Source organism: Streptomyces sp. NPDC046860, assembly GCF_040645115.1.
In the GTDB taxonomy this organism is placed as follows: Bacteria; Actinomycetota; Actinomycetes; order Streptomycetales; family Streptomycetaceae; genus Streptomyces.
Genome location: NZ_JBEYXQ010000006.1, coordinates 89334 through 105749, shown reverse-complemented (window position 1 = coordinate 105749; position 16416 = coordinate 89334). Strand labels below are relative to the sequence as shown.

Sequence of the window (16416 nt, the reverse complement as noted above, 5' to 3'; positions counted from 1 at the left end):
GGTCCGGCCGGGCCGAGGAGTGAAGGTCCGGCCGGGCCGGGCGGGACGGGGCCGGCCGGGTTCAGCCGTGCTGCTCGCCGGTGGCCGGGGGCTTGGCCGCCCGGTTCTCCGCCAGCAGTTCGTCGTACTTGTGGGACAGCTCCTCGTACCGTTCGTCGGCGTCGTCTGACACGCGCTTGCGCCGGCTCAGGACGTACAGCGCGACCGGCCCGGTGATCATCGAGACGACCGGGATCAGCGCCCACCACGGCATGGTTCCTCCCCTTCGCGCGGCCCGGCGGGAGCGTGCCGTGCCACTTCACCGGGAGGGTATGCCCTGGCCGGGCGGGCGCCAACAACGCCCGGGCAAAAGCTCCGTGTACTCCGGGGCGTCATCAGGTGTTTCGCGTCAACCACTGGACGCACCGGCCTGTTCGCTTCTAAGTTCCCGTCTCAACAGATCACTTGTTCACGTACCGCACCCCTGGTGTGAACAAGTGCCCTGTCGCGCAAGGCCGTTGGTGCATCACTTACCGTGCGATGCGAAAGGCTGTGGTGAAGACCGGAATCCTTGCGCCCGACGGCGCCCTTCCCGATCAGCAGGCCGCCGCGGCACATCCGGGCCGCCCGCGCTTCCAGGTCCTCGGCCTGCTGGCCATCACCGACGGCCACGAGACCGTCGTCCTCCAGCCCTCCAAACCGACCTCACTGCTGGCCGCCCTGCTGCTGCACCCCGGCGCCGTGGTGCCGGGCGAGCTGCTCCAGCGCGTGGTGTGGGGCGACCGGCCGCCCGCGGGCGGCCGGTCGGCGCTGCACACCTGCGTCCTCAGACTGCGCCGCCTGTTCGCCAAGTACGGGGTCGCCGACCGCGCCATCGAGGCGGTGCCCGGCGGCTACCGGCTCCAGGCGGACGCCGACACCCTCGACCTCCTGCACTTCCGCGACCTGCTCGGCCGGGCCTCGGCCAGTGAGGACCCGGAGGCCGCGCTGCGGCTGGCGCGGGCCGCGCTCGGGCTGTGGCGGGAGCCGCTGCTCGGCAACGTCCACTCCGACGAGCTGCACCGCGACCACGTGCCGCGCCTGGCCGAGGAGCGGCTGCTGGCCGTGGAGCGGGTCTTCGACGGCGAACTCCGCCTGGGCAGACACCGGGAGATGGTCGCCGAGGCCCGTGAGGCGGTGCGCGTGCAGCCCGGTCACGAGGGGCTGTCGGCGCTGCTCATCGAGGCGCTGTACCGCTCGGGCCGGCGGGCCGAGGCGCTCGCGGAGTACCGGCGCATCCACGCCCATCTCACCTCCGAACTGGGGGTGGAGCCGGGTGCGGCGCTGCGCGGTCTCCAGCTCGCCGTGCTGCGGGGCGAGCCGTACGGCGGGCGCCCGGCGCTGCCCGCCGCCGGTGTGCCGCCCTCCGCGCCCGCCAGGGCCCCGTCCGCTCTGGAGCGGGCCTCTCCCCCGGCGCCGGGCGCGCTGGTGCTGCGCGCACTGGTCGACGCCGGGCTGCTGGAGGAGGACCCGCCGGGCCGCTACCGGGTCCACGACCTGCTGCGGCTGTTCGTCCAGGCGGCCGGCACCAGCCCCCCGGCCACCGCACCGCACGACCCGGCGGACCGCACCCCACCCCCCGCCGGCTGACCGCTCCCCACCCTCTTCGTCCGGAGGTTTCGCAGCATGGCCCACGCTCCCGCGTCCCTGGAGGAGATCGCGCAGTCGCGGCCTCGTATCCGCAGGGACGTCCTGTTCACCCAGACCCCGACCGGGGTGCTGTTCCACAACGCGCACGGCGGGTTCAACGTCGTCACGCAGTCCGCCTACCGGTTCGCGGCGCTGATCGTGCCCCACCTCGACGGTGAGCGGCGGGTCGAGGAACTCTGCGCCGGCCTGGGGGACAGGCAGCGCGACATGGTGTTCCAACTCGTGCGCGCACTCTACGCGCGTGGTTTCGCCCGGGATGCCGGACCCAGACCCGACGGCGGCACACTGTCACCGCAGGTGGCCGGGCATTTCGCCCATCAGATCGACTATCTGGACCACTACGCCGACGACGCCCACGGCAGGTTCGCCCGGTTCCGCGGCACCCGGGTCGCGGTGCTCGGTGACGACGCGACGGCACGCTGGGCCGCGCTGGGTCTGCTGCGCAACGGCTGCGCCGCGGTGGGCATCACGGTCGAGGACGCGGCGGAGGGCGCCCTCGACCACGAGCCCGGCGGCATGCCCGACCTCGACGCGGAGGTGGCCCTGCTCACCGAGGCGGGCTGCGCGCCCACACTGGCCCGGCTGGCCGGAGGGACGCCCGGGTGGGCCGACCTGGAGGGCTGGGACACCGTGCTGGTGACCGGGGCGACGGCACCGCGCCGCATCCTCGGGCTGCTCACCGAGGGGGTGCCGGCTGGACGGCGCCTGCTGGGCGCGTGGACCTTCGGGCGGCGGACGGTGGTGGGGCCGGTGATGACCGCCGGGACGCCGGGCTGCTGGTCCTGCGCCGCGCTGCGGCTGGGCGCGGGGTCCGACGCCGCCGACAGCGCCGACCTGTGGGCCGCGCTGGGCCCGGCCGCGCCGCTGGGCACGGCCGCGCGGCTGCCGTCCGGGCCGCTCGCCGGGATGCTCGGCAACCTGCTGTCGTTCGAGGTGTTCCGGCTGGTGACGGAGGCGCTGCCCGCCGAGACCCGCAACCAGGTCGTCGTGCAGGACCTCGACTCGCTGGACGTGCTGGCCGAACCGCTGCTGCCGCATCCCCGGTGCCGGTTCTGCGCGTCCGGTGAGCCCAAGGCCCCGGACGGGGCCGCGCTGCGGGTGCCGCACCCGGACGACGAGCCGGTGGCCGCGCCCGCCGACGGCCCGGCGGACGAGGCCGCGGCCAAGGCGGCGCTCACCGCGCTGGAGCGGCGCGACGTCCTGGTCCGGGAGGCGGCCGGGGTGTTCGGCGGGTACGCCGACGACGACTGGGAGCAGACCCCGCTGAAGGTGAGCACCGTACGCCTGGGGGTCTCCCCCGGCCGGGTGCGCGAGGTCTCCGCGGTCGACGTGCACCATGTGGCCGGGGCCCGGCTCGCCGCGCTGTTCCGGGGTGCCGAGGTGTACGCCGAGCACGTGGTGCCGCCCCGGACGGCGGAGCCCGCCGAGGGCGGCCCGGCGCGTGTCGCGCCGGGCCGGCTGGCGGTGTCGAGCGGGCTGGACGTGGCCGTGGACCGGGTCGCCGCGTGGACGGAGGCGACCTCGCTGCTGGACGGGCGGACCGTGCTGGTGCCGACGGGCGCGGTGCGCACCATGGGCGGCTGGAACGACCAGGGTCTGTTCGAGCGGACGCCCGCCGGTACGGGCGCGGCGGGCACGCCCCGTGCGGCGCTGGCCCGCGCCCTGCGCGGCGCGGTGGCCCATGACGCGCTCGGCCGGGTGCTCCGCCGGGCGGCCCCCGTCAGGGTGCTGGACCCGGGTTCCCTCACCGGTGACGCCGAGTCGCTGTTCCTGCTGCGCTCGGCGGAGAACCTGGGCGTGGCCGTGGAGGTGCTGGACCTGTCGGCGGCGGCCGTCGGCTCGCTGCCCGTGGCGCTGGCCCGGCTCACCGATCCGGTGAGCGGTGCGGTGCGCTGGGCGCCGGGCAGCGGGCTGCGGCAGCGCGAGGCGGTGCTGGAGGCGCTGCGGGACCTGCTGGGCGCGGAGCAGATACGGCGGGCCGGGACCGGCCTCGACCTCGGTGACCCGCTGTGGGCCGATCTGGAGGCGGCGGCGCTCGTCCCCGAGGGCGAGCCGGTGGGGCTGCGGGCGGACGGGACGGACTGGGGCACGGTGCTGGACGCGCTGGCGGCGGACGGGCGGGACGCGTTCGCGGTGCCGGTGGCCGCGCCGGACCTGGCGGCGGGCGAGGTGCACGCGGTACGGGTGCTGCTGACCGGTGGCGAGTCCGGTGCCCACTGAGACCGGGGCGGCGCCCGCCGCCGTCGGCTCCGCCGCGCCGTGGGACGCGGTGTGCGCGCGGCTGACCGCCGCTCTGGCCTCCCGGCTCCCCGGCCGTCCCGCCGTGGTGACGCCGCTCGGCGTCCGTGACGAACTCGCCGACGAGGCGGTGGAGTTCACGCCCGGCGCGATACCCGTGGGGCTGTACGGGCATCACGCCGTGGTCGGCCCGGTGGCCCCGGTGGACGGGCGCGGCTGTCCGCGCTGTCTGGCCCGGCGCTGGCAGGCCGTGCGCGCCGGGTTCCTGCGGGACGCCCTGGAGCGGGGCGGGCCGGCCCGCGCGACCGGGACCCCGCCGTGGGGTGCCGCCTTCGTGGTGGACGCGCTGGCCGCGCTGGTCTCGGCGGCCGGGGCGCACCCTCGGGCCGTACGGCATCCGTGGGTGTGGCTGCTGGACCTGGAGACGCTGCGGGTCTCCCGGTTCCCGCTGGTGCCGGACGGCGAGTGTCCGTCCTGCGCCGGCCGACCGGACGACACGGCCGAGGGTGCCCGGATCGCTCTGGACGCGGCGCCGGAGCACACGCCGGGCAGCTTCCGCACCCGTCCGCTGTCCGCGTACGACCTGCCGCTGGAGGCGTTCGCCAACCCGGTGACGGGCATGCTCGGCCCGTCCGTCGCGCCCGATCTCACCTCGGGCTCCACCTCCTCGGCGGTCGGCGCGTTCACCACCCGCTCCGGCGCCTATCTGCGGGAGTGCTACTGGGGCGGGCACACCGGCGGCTACGGCACGAGTGTGCGCGTCGGACTGCTGGAGGGGCTGGAGCGGTACGCGGGGATGCGGGCCCGCGCCCGGCGCCCGGTGGTCACGGCCACGCTGGACGAGCTGGGCGACACCGCGGTCGATCCGCGGGTCACCGGGCTCTACCCGGACGGCTTCGACGCCGAGGCGGTCGGTGCTCCCCGCTTCGCGCCGGACCGGCCGGTCACCTGGGTGTGGGGCTGGTCGCTGCGGGACGCCCGGCCGGTCCTCGTCCCCGAGGTGGTCGCGTACTACCACGCGCCGGGCGGCATCCGGCGCCGGTTCGTGCAGGAGAGCTCCAACGGCTGTGCCTCCGGCGGGAGTCCGGCCGAGGCCGTGCTGCACGGGCTGATGGAGACGATCGAGCGCGACGCCTTTCTGCTGGCCTGGTTCGGCCGGGCGCGGCTGCCGGAGATCGACCCGGCGAGCAGCGCGCGGCCCGCGACCCGCGCGATGGTGGACCGGCTGGCGATGTACGGGTACCGGGCGCGGTTCTTCGACACCCGGATCAGCTTCCCGGTGCCGGTGGTGACCGCGGTCGCCGAGCGGGTCGACGGCGGGCCGGGGCTGCTGTGCTTCGGCGCGGGCGCCTCCCTGGACCCGGAGGACGCGCTGGCGGGCGGGCTGTGCGAGATCGCGACCGACTCGGTGAACCTGCGCCGCCGCACCGCGCGCGAGGAGCGGCGGCTGCGCCGCATGGCCGCCGACTTCGACGAGGTACGGGTGCTGCACGACCATCCGCTGCTGTACGGGCTGCCCGAGATGGGCCGGTACACCGACTTCCTGCTGCGCGGCCGGGACGACGCCGCGCGGGTCCCGCTCGCCTCGCTCGCCCCGGACCGCCCCCGGTCCCGCCCGGCCGATCTGCGGGCGGACGTGGAGGCGGTCGTCGCGGACGTCACCGCGCGCGGCTTCGACGTGGTGGTGGTCGACCAGAGCGCGCCCGAGCAGCGGGAGCTGGGCCTCAGCACGGTCAAGGTGCTGGTGCCGGGCCTGCTCCCGATCGACTTCGGCCGGAGCCGGCAGCGCGGCCCCTGGCTGCCCCGTACCCGTACCGCGCTCCGGGAGGCCGGTCTGCGGGCGGGCGATCTGGCGCCGGAGGAGTGCAATCCGGCCCCGCACCCCTTCCCCTGACCGCCCCGGCGGCTGTCCGCACCAACGAATCACGGGCGCCCGGCCCGAGCCGCCGGGCGCCCGCCACAGACGAGCTGACTAGGGAGTGACCGTGGGATACGCCCATGAGTACGCGACCGCGGTGATGCGGCGGGGCAGGACCCCCATGGAGCCGGCCGACTTCGTGCCGGACTGGGCCGACCGGCCCCGCAAGGGCAAGTACTTCCCCGGCGTGCCGTCCTTCCCGCTGCCCGACGGCGGCTGCGCGGACGACGCCACACTGGGCCGGGGCCTGTTCGGCGAGCCGGGCACGGGCGCCTTCACGCTGCCCCTGCTGGGCGCGATGCTCCGGGACTCCTACGGGCTGACCGGACGCCGGCTGGCCGTGCAGGCCAACACGGACCTCGGTTCGCTGCCGTTCCACACCCACGCCAACTGGTCGCGGGGCACCGCCTCGGGCGGCGGGCTGTACCCGATCGGCGTGCACTGGGTGAGCGGCGCGAGCGGCCCGCTCACCCCGGGCGTCTACTACTACGACACCCCCCGCCACCGGCTGAACCGGCTCCTGTCCGGCGATGTCTCCGGCGAGGTGCGCGACGCGCTGGGCGACGGCCTGGCGGACGCCGGCACCGATCAGTTCCTGGTGCTGGGCGTGACGTTCTGGCAGAACGCGTTCAAGTACAACAGCTTCGCCTACCACGCCGTGACGATGGACATCGGCGCCCTGCTGGAGACCTGGCGGATGTGGGCGCGGGCGCACGGGCTGCGCCTGGGCACCGCCCTGTGGTTCGACGAGCCGCGCATCGGCCGCCTGCTGGGCCTGGACCCGGCCGAGGACGGGGTGTTCGCCGTGGTGCCGCTGCGCTGGGCCGCGCCCGCGCCGGGGACGCCCGCCCCACCGACGCCGGGAGCGGCGGTGCGGCGGGTGCCGGACGAGCGTTCGCGGCGGACCCTGACCTTCCCGACCGTCGGCCGGGTGCACGAGGCCACGCTGGAGGGCGCCGCCGACCGCCCCGCCCCCGGCCGGCTGGACCCGGCGCTGGCGGCTCCGGCCGGGCCCGGCGAGCCGGTGCCGCTGCCCGCCCCGGCGCCGCTGGACACCACGGTGCGGCGGGCACTGCGCGAACGGCGCAGCAGCTTCGGCCGGTTCAGCGCCGGGGCGCCGCTGGACGCGGCCAAGCTGGCGGTGGCGCTCGCCGCCGCCGTCTCGGCCGCCACCCTGGACAGCGACGTGGAGACACCGGGAGGGGCTCCGCTGACCCGGTTCCACGTCTTCGTCAACCATGTCCGCGACGTACCGCCGGGGCTGTACGAGTACGACCGGGACACCGGCGATCTGGTGCTGCTGAAGTCCGGGGAGTGGGGGGAGTTCCTCCAGCGGAACTACTTCCTCGCCAACTACAACCTGGAGCAGGCGGCCGCCGTGCTGGTGCCGGTGGCGCGTACGTACGCGGTGCTGGACGCCGTGGGCGACCGGGGGCTGCGGCTGGTCAACGCCGCCGTGGGCGCCATCGCCCAGGCCGTCTACACCGCCGCCTCCGCCGCCGGGACCGGCTGCGGGGTCGCGCTCGGCTTCGACTGCGTGGCGTACGCGGAGGAGTTCGGGGTGGCCGGCCGGGGCGAGGTGCCGCTGCTGATCATGATGATCGGCGAGGAACGGCCCCGGCCCGCCGACTACCGCTACGACATCGTCGCCCCATGAACCGCCCGACCGAACTCCCGCCCGGCCAGGGGGAGTCCCGACCCGAAAGGGGCAGCACGGTATGAGCCCGGCCACCACAGCCGCCGAGACAACTGTGACCCTGCACCGCCGTTTCATGCTGCGCGTGGCCGGGCTCCCGGCCGAGACCGTGGAGGTGCTGCGCGCCCCGGAGGCCGCCGCCTGGGCCGTCCGCGCGGCGGCCGAGGAGGACAGGCTGCGCGCGCTCGGCGCCCGGCTGAGCGATCCGCTCTCCGAGGCGGTCGGCGCCACCGAGGACGCGGCGCTGCGCCGCCGTCTGCTCGCGCTGCGCCGCCAGGTCTTCAACAACCGCCTGCCCGGCGACCTCCCGGCCGCCCGCGCCCTCGCCGCCGGGCTCGGCGGCGACACGGGCGCGGACCTCGCCGAATGGCTTCAGGCGCGGCTGCGCTGGGAGGAACTGCGCGCCGAGGGCGGCCCGGTGCTGGGCGAGGCCCTGGCCCGCACCCGTGCCGCGCTGCGTGAGCTGGCACTGGACGACCGGCTGCGCCGGGGGCTGCTGCTGGCCTCCCCGACGCTGGAGGAGCGGCTCGACGCCTTCGCCGCCGAGGCGAACCCGGCGCCGGGCAAGCGGGCCCGCAAGATGGAGCGTTCGCTGCTGTCGTACCTGTACCGGACCGCCTGCAAGACGAGCCCCTTCAGCACGCTGACCGGGGTCGCGCTCGGCACTTTCGAGGACGGCGGCGACCTGACGGAGGTGGGCGACGGCTGGACGAGCCATCCCCGGCTGAACGTGGTCGTCCTCACCCGGCTCGCCGAGCTGATCGCGGCCGACGCGGCCCGCCGCGCCGACCTGCCGGTGGCACCGGCCTCGGGCTGGCGGCTGGACGACGACATGGTGCGCTACGTCCGGCGCGCGGTCACGGCGGGGGACGACAGCGCGCCGGTGAGTTTCGACGCCGCCCAGGACCGGCTGTTCTTCCTGCGCCGGCAGGGCGTCCTCGACGGGATGCTGACGCTGTTGCGGGACACCGGGGGCACGCTCACCCACGGCGACCTGGCCCGCTGGCTGTCCGCCACCACGGGGGCCGGGGACGAGGAGGCGGAGCACTATCTGACCGCGCTGCGCGAGCTGGGCATGCTGCAGCTCCCCCTGCTGGACACCGGCGTGCACGGCAGCGACCCGCTGCGCTCCTTCCAGCGGGCGCTGCGCGGGCTGGGGGTGGACTGGGCGGACTCCGTCGCCGCCCGGCTGGACGGCCCGGCCGGGGCGGTCGCCCGGTACGGGGACGCGGACGTGCCCGCCCGGCGTTCACTGCTGGCCGGGCTCCGCGACGAACTCACCGCCCTCCAGCGGGATCTGGGCGCCGAACGGCCCGTACTGCCGCGGACCCTGCTCTACGAGGACGTGTCGGCGGGCACCACCGGCGCGCCGCTGGCGCACTGGGCGGAGCCGGTGGCGGGCCCGCTGCGGTCGGTCGGGCGGGTGCTGCCCGCCTTCGACGTGGCGCTGCCGCAGCGGCTCACCCTGAAGGGCTTCTTCCTCGCCCGGTACGGGCGCGGCGGCCGCTGCGAGGACCTGCTGCGGCTGGTCCACGACTTCCACGAGGACATCTTCCGCCAGTATCTGCAGTTCACGGCGGCCAAGGACACCTACCTCCCGGACGGCGCCCACGCCCCGGAGGAGAACTGGCTCGGCGTCCCGGAGATCACCGCCCTCGACCGGGCCCGCGCGACGCTCACCGGCCGGATGCGCGAGCAGTGGGACCGGCTCCCGCGGGGCGCCGAGGAGTTCGTGCTCGACGACGCGACCGTGGACGAGGTGGCCGAGGCGCTCGGCGATGCGGCGCCCGCGTTCCGCCCGCAGAGCCACTTCCTGCAACTGGCCCGCCGCGCCGACGGTCCGCTGGCCGTGCTGAACAACTCCTACGGCGGGCTCTGCTTCCCCTTCACCCGGTTCACCCACTGTTTCGACGGCGAGGACGGCCTCACGGACGCCCTGCGGGCCGGGCTGCGTTCGGTGCCGCCGTCCGGCGCGGTCCTCGCCGAGGTCACGGCCGGTGCCGCGACCACCAACCTCAATCTGCACGGGCGCCTGACCGACCACGAGATCGTCTGCCCCGGCGAGCACAGCACCGCCCCCGAGGAGGCCCGCCTCCACCTGGACGACCTGTACGCCGTGCACGACGAGGCCGAGGACCGGCTGCTGCTGCGCTCGCGGCGCCTGGACCGCGAGGTCGTCCCGGTGTACCTCGGCTATCTGGTGCCGATGGTGCTGCCCGAGATCCCGCGCACCCTGCTGCTGTTCTCGCCCACCTCCCGTTCGGTGCCGGACGTGTGGCGCGGGGTGCCGGCCGGGGAGGCGGTGGACGGCGTCACCCGGCGCCCGCGCGTGCGCCACCACGCGCTGGTGCTCCAGCGGCGCTCCTGGACCGTGGCCGACGGCCGTCTCCCGCTGCGGGAGGCCGGTGCCGCCGACGCCGACTGGTACCTCGCCTGGCATCGCTGGCGGGTCCGGCACGGCCTGCCCGCCCGCGTGTTCGCCACCGTCCACGAGGAGGCGGAGGAGGGCCGGGGCGCCGCCTGGTCCGGGGGGTCCAAGCCGAGCTACGTCGACTTCGAGAGCCCGCTCTCGCTCACCGCGCTCGAAGGGCTGCTCGCCGGCCGCAGGGCCCGGACCGTCTTCGAGGAGATGCTCCCCGGCGAGGACGAACTGCACGTCACCTCCCCGCGCGGGCGGCACGTCGCCGAACTCGCCGTGGAACTGCTGCCCGTACCGGCCGCCCGTCCCGAGGAGGACGTCACCCCATGACCGCTCCCGCCGCATCCGCCGCCGTGCCCGGCCCGGCCGCCGGGGAGGCGCCCGGCGACTGGCTGGCCGTGCACGTCTTCTACGCCGCCAGCCCGCGCCCGCTGCTCCTGAAGTGCGTCCGCCCCCTGGTCGACGCCCTCACCCAGGAGGGCCTGCTCGCCGGGTACTTCTTCATCAACTACTGGCTGGAGGGCCCGCATCTGCGCCTGCGCCTCAAACCGGCCCGCGCCGCCGACGCGGCCGTGGTCCGGGAGCGGGCGCACGCCGCGCTGGAGACGTTCCTGCGCGAGCGGCCCGCGCTGTACGAGGTGAAGGACGGCTTCTTCGCCGATCTCTACGAGACCCTGTTCACCCTGGAGTTCGGCGACGAGGAACGGTCGCAGTACCTGGGCCCGGACGGCCGGATGCTGCTGCGCCCCAACAACTCCTTCGAGGACCGCCCGTACGAGCCCGAGTACGGCAAGTACGGCGGCCCGGCCGGGATCGAGCTGGCGGAGTGGCACTTCCAGCACTCCAGCGACCTGGTGATCGAGGCCGCCCGCTCCATGAACCTGCATCTGCGCACCGTGCTGCTCGGGCTGTCCGCCCAGCTGATGATGGTGATGTCCGGGACCTTCCTGCGGGACGACGAGGCTCTGCTGGCCTTCCTGGACCGCTACCACGCCTTCTGGAACCGGGCGTTCTCCGACACCAACTACACCGCCGACGAGGGCTACGACCGCGCGTACACCGCGATGGGCGCGAGCCTGCCCGGCCGGTTCCGGGACATCCGGAAGGCGGTGGCGGCGGGCGAGGGCGATCGGCTCCCGGCGTTCCTGCGGGGCTGGGCCGGGCACTGCGCCGAGCTGCGCGACCGGGCGACGGCGCTGATCGGAGACGGCGAGCTGGTCTTCCGCTCCTGGGACGGCACCCGCGACCTGCGCCCCACCGACCCGGCCCTGGCGCTGCCGATGCTGCTCTCCCCGTATCTGCACATGACCAACAACCGGCTGAGCACGACCGTGCGCGACGAGGCGTTCCTGTCGTACGTGCTCGCCCGCGCCCTGCGGGACGGCGGCGCGAAGGGCGCGGCGGGCGACGCCGCCGGCTCGCTGGCGGGCTGGCGGCGCGGGGGTGAGGGGTGAGCACGGGCACGTTCCTCGCCGGCCGCCCCAAGGTGCGCCCCGACCTCGTGGCCGGGCCCCGGCTGGTGCGCGGTCCGGGCCGTATCCACCTGCTGAAGGACCCGCGCGACGGGCGGCGGCTGGAGCTGGGGCCCAAGGAGCACTTCCTGATCACCAGGCTGGACGGCACCCGCACGCTGGAGGAGATCGGCGGCGAGTACGCGGGCGAGTTCGGGGCCCGGCTCGGCGAGGCGCAGTGGGGGCAGTTGCTGCGGCTGCTGTACGGCCGGGGCCTGCTGGAGGGCTCCCCCGTACCGGCCGCGGCGCCCCCGGCCGGGCCGGAGCGGCCGCCGAACGGGATTCTGGCCGGGCGGACCCGGATGGTGTCCGACGCGCCCGCGCTGATGGACCGGCTGCACCGGCTCACCGCGCCCGTGCGGCGGCCCGCCGTGCTGGCGGTGCTCACCGCGCTGGCGGCCGGCGTGTTCGTCGCCGTGGTGGCGCAGGCCGGGACGCTGTGGCGGCAGACGGAGGAGACGGCGCGGCAGCCGGTGCTGCTGTTCGCCATCGGCTGTGTGCTGTGGTGCGGGCTGGCCCTGCACGAGCTGGCGCACGGGCTGTTCGCGCGGGCCTGGGGCGGGCGGGTGACGGAGATCGGGCTGCGCTGGATCTGCTTCGCCACCTACCTGTACTGCGAGGTGGAGGACGTCCAGTTCCTCGGCGGCAGGGCCCGCAAGGTCGCCACCGCCTGCGCGGGCGTCTTCGCCAACCTGCTCTTCCTCGTCCCGTTCTACCCGGTGTGGGCGCTGCTCCCCGCCGACGCCCAGGCCCGGCCCGCGCTGGGGGCGCTGCTGCTGCTCGGCACCGTCCTCGGGGTGGCCAACCTGCTGCCGCTGCCGCCGCTGGACGGCTACAAGGCACTCGGGCACGCGCTCGGCGTCAGCGGTCTCTCCGAGGGCTCCCGGACGTTCACCGGTCTCGCGGCGCGGGCGCTGTTCCGGCGCGGTCCGGGCCTCGCCGCGTACCCGGCGCGCCTGCGGCTGCTGTACGGCGGGTTCGCGCTGCTGACGGCCGTGCAGAGCGCGGCGCTGCTGGTGCTGTGCGGGGCCGTGCTGCGCACGATGCTGCCGGACGGCCTGGCGGTGCTCGCCTGGTCGCTGCCGCCCGCGCTGCTCGCCGCCGTCCTGCTGCTGTGGGCGCTGGGCGGGCTCGGCCGGCGGCTGCGGGACCGGCGCACCACCGGGGCGGCTCCGGCCCCCTCCCCCACGTCCGAACCCGAGCGGCAAGTACCGCACACCGCAGATCAGTTGAGGAAAGGCGAGATGAGCGCACCCGACAGCAGGACGGAGCCCGCCCCCGGCGGCACCGCGACCGAGACCGTCGTCGCCCTGGAGGGCGTCAGCAAGCGCTACGGGGAACTGACGGCGCTCGACGGCGTCTCCCTCGCGGTGCGCCGGGGGGAGTTCTTCGGCATCCTCGGGCCGAACGGCGCGGGCAAGACCACCCTGGTGGAGATCGTGGAGGGCATGCGGGAGGCCGACTCCGGCAGCGTCTTCGTGTTCGGGCAGAGCCCCTGGCCGCGCGACATCGCGCTGCTGGCCCGGATCGGGGTGCAGACGCAGGCGTCGGCGTTCTTCGCCCGGCTGACCGCGGGCGAGCATCTGCGGACGGTGGCCGCGCTGTACGGCATGGCGCCCGAGGCCGCGAAGACCGCGCTGGAGCGGGTCGGGCTGACCGAGAAGGAGAACGCCCGGGTCGACCACCTCTCCGGCGGCCAGCGCCAGCGCCTCGCGGTGGCGACCGCGCTGCTCAACGAGCCGGAGCTGATCTTCCTGGACGAGCCGACGGCCGCGCTCGACCCGGAGGCGCGGCGCGAACTGTGGGTGCTGCTCCAGTCGTTGCGCTCGGAGGGGCGCACGATCATCTGCACCACCCACTACCTGGACGAGGCCGAGGCGCTGTGCGACCGGGTGGCGATCATCGCCGGCGGCCGGGTCGTCGCGCTCGACTCGCCCCGCAGCCTGATCCGCGCCCTCGCCGCGCCGACCCGGCTGCTGGTGCCCGCCGACAAGGTGTCCGCCGAGGCCGCGCTCGCGCTGGCGGGGGTGGACCGGGCGACCGTGCAGGGCGACGACCTGGTCATCGAGACGACGGTGCCCAACCGGGTGCTGCCCGCGCTCGGGGACCTCGTGGACATCGACACGGTCTCCGTGCGCACCCCCACCCTCGAAGACGCCTACCTCTCGTTGACCGGCACCGGATCGGAGCACCACCGTTGAGCGCCTACGCCGCACTGACCAGGGCCACCTACGTCGCGAGCGTGCGCGACAAGACGACCCTCTTCTTCACCTTCGCCTTCCCGCTCGCCTTCCTCGTGCTGTTCGGCCTGATCTTCCAGGGCGACAAGGTCGACGGCGGGCTGGCCTCCATCAACTACATCGCGCCGGGCGTGCTGTCCTGGGGTGTGGGCAACGCCGCCGTGTTCTCGGTCGGGTTCGCCCTGATGCAGTGGCGCCGCGACGACCTGCTGCGGCTGATCTGGCGCACCCCGACGCCGCTGCGGACGCTGCTGGCGTCCCGCTGGACGGTGGCCATGGGGGTGGCGCTGGCGCAGACCGCGCTGTTCACCGCCGTCGCGCTGCTGCCGTTCTTCGGGCTGAAGCTGATGGGCCCCTGGTGGGCGGCGCTGCCGCTGCTGGTGCTGGGGGTGACCGCGTTCCTCGCCATGGGCCTGGTCGTCGGCAGCCTGGCGGACACCCCGGAGGCGGTCGCGGCCATCGCCAACCTGGTGATGGTGCCGATGGCGTTCCTGTCCGGCTCGTTCTTCCCGGACGACCTGATGCCGGGCTGGCTGCGCACCGCCGCCAAGGTGCTGCCGCTGCACTATCTCAACGACGGTCTCACCGACGCCATGGGCGGCCGCGGCGACCTGGGCGACATCGCGCTGGACTGCGCGGGACTCGTCGTGTTCGCCCTGGTCTTCGGGGCCCTGGCCACCCGGATCTTCCGCTGGAGCAACCGGACATGACGACGACGATCCCCCCTCTGGAGGCCGCGCGGGCCGGGCTGCGGGACCGGCTGGCGGCGCGCGCCGCCGCGGCCGGGCTGCCCGCGCCCGAGGTGTCCCGCATGGGCGACTCCAACGTGCTCGGCGAGAGCGGGCTGCCCGCCGCGAACGCGGCAGCCGTGCACCTGACCGCGCAGGCCGTGCTGCTCGGCCCGTGGGGCGGCACCCCGGCCGCCGGTCCGGCCTGCGGGACCTGTCTGGCGATGCGCAGACAGCGGCTGCGGACCCGTACCGAACGGGAGGCGCTGGAGACCGGTACCGGGACCACGGCGGCCGGGGCGTGGCCGGTGCTGCCGGACCACACGGTGGACGCGGTGTGGTCGCTGCACCGGCTGATCGCCTCCGGCGCCGCCCGGCACTCCGCCCAGGGCCCGGACGCCGAGTTGCCCCAGGTCACCGAGGTCGATCTGGAGACACTGCGGGTGCGGACGTTCCCGCTGCTGCCGGAGCCGATGTGCCCGCACTGCCGCCCCTCCACCGAGGAGGCGGCCCGCAGCGCCGCGCTCGGCGCCACGCCGCCCGCGCCGGGCCCGCTGCCCAAGCCGGGCCCGGACTCCTACCGGCTGCGCCGGGCCGGCGACCATCCGCTCCCGGTGAAGGCGCTGGCCAACCCGGTGTGCGGGGTGCTGGGCGGCGGCACCTGGATCGACGTCACCTCCCCCACCACCGCCCCGGTGGCGGGCAGCGTGTTCATGCGGGGGTACGCCGGACTCACCGACGTCACCTGGAGCGGGCAGGCCAACTCCTTCGCGGACAGCCGCGATCTGGCGTTCCTGGAGGGGCTGGAGCGCTACGCGGGCACCCATCGCAGGCACCGGGCGCCGGTGCTGACCGCGTCGCTGGAGGAGCTGGAGGAACGCGGCGAGCGCGCCCTCGACCCGCGCGCGTGCGGGCTGTACGGGCCGCGCACGTACGCCGAGGACCCGATGGTCGAGCCCTTCGACCCCGCCCGGCCGATCCCGTGGGTGACCGGCCACTCACTGCGGGACGCCCGCCCGGTGCTGGTCCCGGCCCGGCTGGTGTACTACAGCGCGGGCACAGCCGCCGACAACTTCGTCTTCGAGTGCTCCAACGGCTGTGCGACCGGCAGCAGTTGGGAGGAGGCGGTGTTCTTCGGGCTGCTCGAACTCATCGAACGGGACGCCTTCCTGCTCGGCTGGTACGGAGATCTGCCGCTGCCCGAGATCGAGCTGGACTCGGTGCGCTCGCCCCGCGTGCGGGCGATGGTGGCACGGGCCGCGCTCCAGGGGTACGACGTACGGGTCTTCGACAACCGGGTGGACCTGCCCGTGCCCGTGGTGACCGGGCTCGCCGTCCGCCGCGACGACGCGCCGGGCTCCCTGGCGTTCGCCGCGGGCGCCTCCTTCGACCCCGCGACGGCCGTGGAGTCGGCGGTCTCCGAGATCCTCACCTACATCCCGCACCTGCCCGGCCAGGTCGCCGAGCGGCCCGCCGAACTGGCCGCGATGGCCGAGGACTTCGACCTGGTGAAGCGGCTGCCGGACCACGCGGCACTGTTCGGGCTGCTCTCGATGCGCGAACACGCCGCCGGATACCTGAAGCCGCCCCGGACGGCGGGGCTCGGGGAGCTGTTCGCGGGCTGGGAGAAGCGCCGGCCGCGCACCGGGGACCTGCGGGACGACCTGCTGCTGGTGCGGGATCTGCTGGAGGGGGCGGGCTGCGAGGTGATCGCCGTCGACCAGACCACGCCCGAGCAGCGGCGGATGGGGCTGCGCACGGTGGCCGCGCTGGCGCCGGGCCTGCTGCCGATCGACTTCGGCTGGCCGCGGCAGCGGGCGCTCACCATGCCGAGGCTGCGCAGCGCGCCGCACCGGGCCGGACTGGTGCCGCGGCCGCTGCGGGAGGAGGAGTTGCGGCGGGTGCCGCATCCGTTCCCGTGAGCGGGGCAGACGTTCAGCTCGTCGGCGCGCGGGCCGTGAAGGGGCCCGCGGCGACGCCGACGGCCCCCGGCGCGCT

Annotated in this window: 10 protein-coding genes; 9 read left to right on the top strand and 1 reads right to left on the bottom strand. The window is 75.5% G+C overall.

The features are described from left to right. Window positions 1-61: 61 nt before the first annotated feature. The gene (locus ABZ898_RS11225) at window positions 62-253 is read right to left on the bottom strand and encodes a hypothetical protein (RefSeq protein WP_361655791.1); all 192 of its coding nucleotides are present in this window, start codon (window positions 251-253) and stop codon (window positions 62-64) included. Window positions 254-519: 266 nt separating this feature from the next. Here ABZ898_RS11225 and ABZ898_RS11220 point away from each other — a divergent pair, with 266 nt between their 5' ends. The 9 genes from ABZ898_RS11220 (at window position 520) to ABZ898_RS11180 (ending at window position 16340) form a co-directional block, all read left to right on the top strand. Beyond that, on the top strand, window positions 520-1608 hold the full coding sequence (locus ABZ898_RS11220) for an AfsR/SARP family transcriptional regulator (protein ID WP_361655790.1): 1089 nt from the start codon (window positions 520-522) through the stop codon (window positions 1606-1608). 36 nt (window positions 1609-1644) lie between these two features. Then, entirely contained in the window at window positions 1645-3888 is a 2244-nt protein-coding gene (locus ABZ898_RS11215) for a TOMM precursor leader peptide-binding protein (protein WP_361655788.1), read from the top strand. Then, window positions 3878-5800, top strand: a complete 1923-nt coding sequence (locus tag ABZ898_RS11210) for a TOMM precursor leader peptide-binding protein (protein ID WP_361655786.1) — start codon at window positions 3878-3880, stop codon at window positions 5798-5800. The genes ABZ898_RS11215 and ABZ898_RS11210 overlap by 11 nt, the downstream gene beginning before the upstream one ends. Before the next feature lie 91 nt (window positions 5801-5891). Beyond that, complete coding sequence (locus ABZ898_RS11205) at window positions 5892-7481, top strand: nitroreductase family protein (RefSeq protein WP_361655784.1); 1590 nt, start codon at window positions 5892-5894, stop codon at window positions 7479-7481. Between the two features lie 61 nt (window positions 7482-7542). Next, window positions 7543-10269, top strand: coding sequence for a lantibiotic dehydratase (locus ABZ898_RS11200; RefSeq protein ID WP_361655781.1), 2727 nt, complete (start codon window positions 7543-7545; stop codon window positions 10267-10269). Further along, complete coding sequence (locus ABZ898_RS11195) at window positions 10266-11393, top strand: lantibiotic dehydratase C-terminal domain-containing protein (protein ID WP_361655778.1); 1128 nt, start codon at window positions 10266-10268, stop codon at window positions 11391-11393. Before ABZ898_RS11200 ends, ABZ898_RS11195 begins: the two co-directional genes overlap by 4 nt. A 1301-nt stretch (window positions 11394-12694) precedes the next feature. Beyond that, complete coding sequence (locus ABZ898_RS11190) at window positions 12695-13651, top strand: ABC transporter ATP-binding protein (protein WP_361656291.1); 957 nt, start codon at window positions 12695-12697, stop codon at window positions 13649-13651. Beyond that, window positions 13648-14400, top strand: a complete 753-nt coding sequence (locus ABZ898_RS11185; protein ID WP_361655776.1) for an ABC transporter permease — start codon at window positions 13648-13650, stop codon at window positions 14398-14400. The genes ABZ898_RS11190 and ABZ898_RS11185 overlap by 4 nt, the downstream gene beginning before the upstream one ends. Then, the gene (locus ABZ898_RS11180; protein WP_361655773.1) at window positions 14397-16340 is read left to right on the top strand and encodes a TOMM precursor leader peptide-binding protein; all 1944 of its coding nucleotides are present in this window, start codon (window positions 14397-14399) and stop codon (window positions 16338-16340) included. The genes ABZ898_RS11185 and ABZ898_RS11180 overlap by 4 nt, the downstream gene beginning before the upstream one ends. Window positions 16341-16416: the final 76 nt, after the last annotated feature.

Bases quoted from the DNA above. Each gene is read 5' to 3' on its own strand.
- ABZ898_RS11180 (WP_361655773.1), top strand. From the start codon at position 14,397: ATGACGACGACGATCCCCCCTCTGGAGGCCGCGCGGGCCGGGCTGCGG.
- ABZ898_RS11190 (WP_361656291.1), top strand. From the start codon at position 12,695: ATGAGCGCACCCGACAGCAGGACGGAGCCCGCCCCCGGCGGCACCGCG.
- ABZ898_RS11200 (WP_361655781.1), top strand. From the start codon at position 7,543: ATGAGCCCGGCCACCACAGCCGCCGAGACAACTGTGACCCTGCACCGC.
- ABZ898_RS11195 (WP_361655778.1), top strand. From the start codon at position 10,266: ATGACCGCTCCCGCCGCATCCGCCGCCGTGCCCGGCCCGGCCGCCGGG.
- ABZ898_RS11215 (WP_361655788.1), top strand. From the start codon at position 1,645: ATGGCCCACGCTCCCGCGTCCCTGGAGGAGATCGCGCAGTCGCGGCCT.
- ABZ898_RS11225 (WP_361655791.1), bottom strand. From the start codon at position 253: ATGCCGTGGTGGGCGCTGATCCCGGTCGTCTCGATGATCACCGGGCCG.
- ABZ898_RS11220 (WP_361655790.1), top strand. From the start codon at position 520: ATGCGAAAGGCTGTGGTGAAGACCGGAATCCTTGCGCCCGACGGCGCC.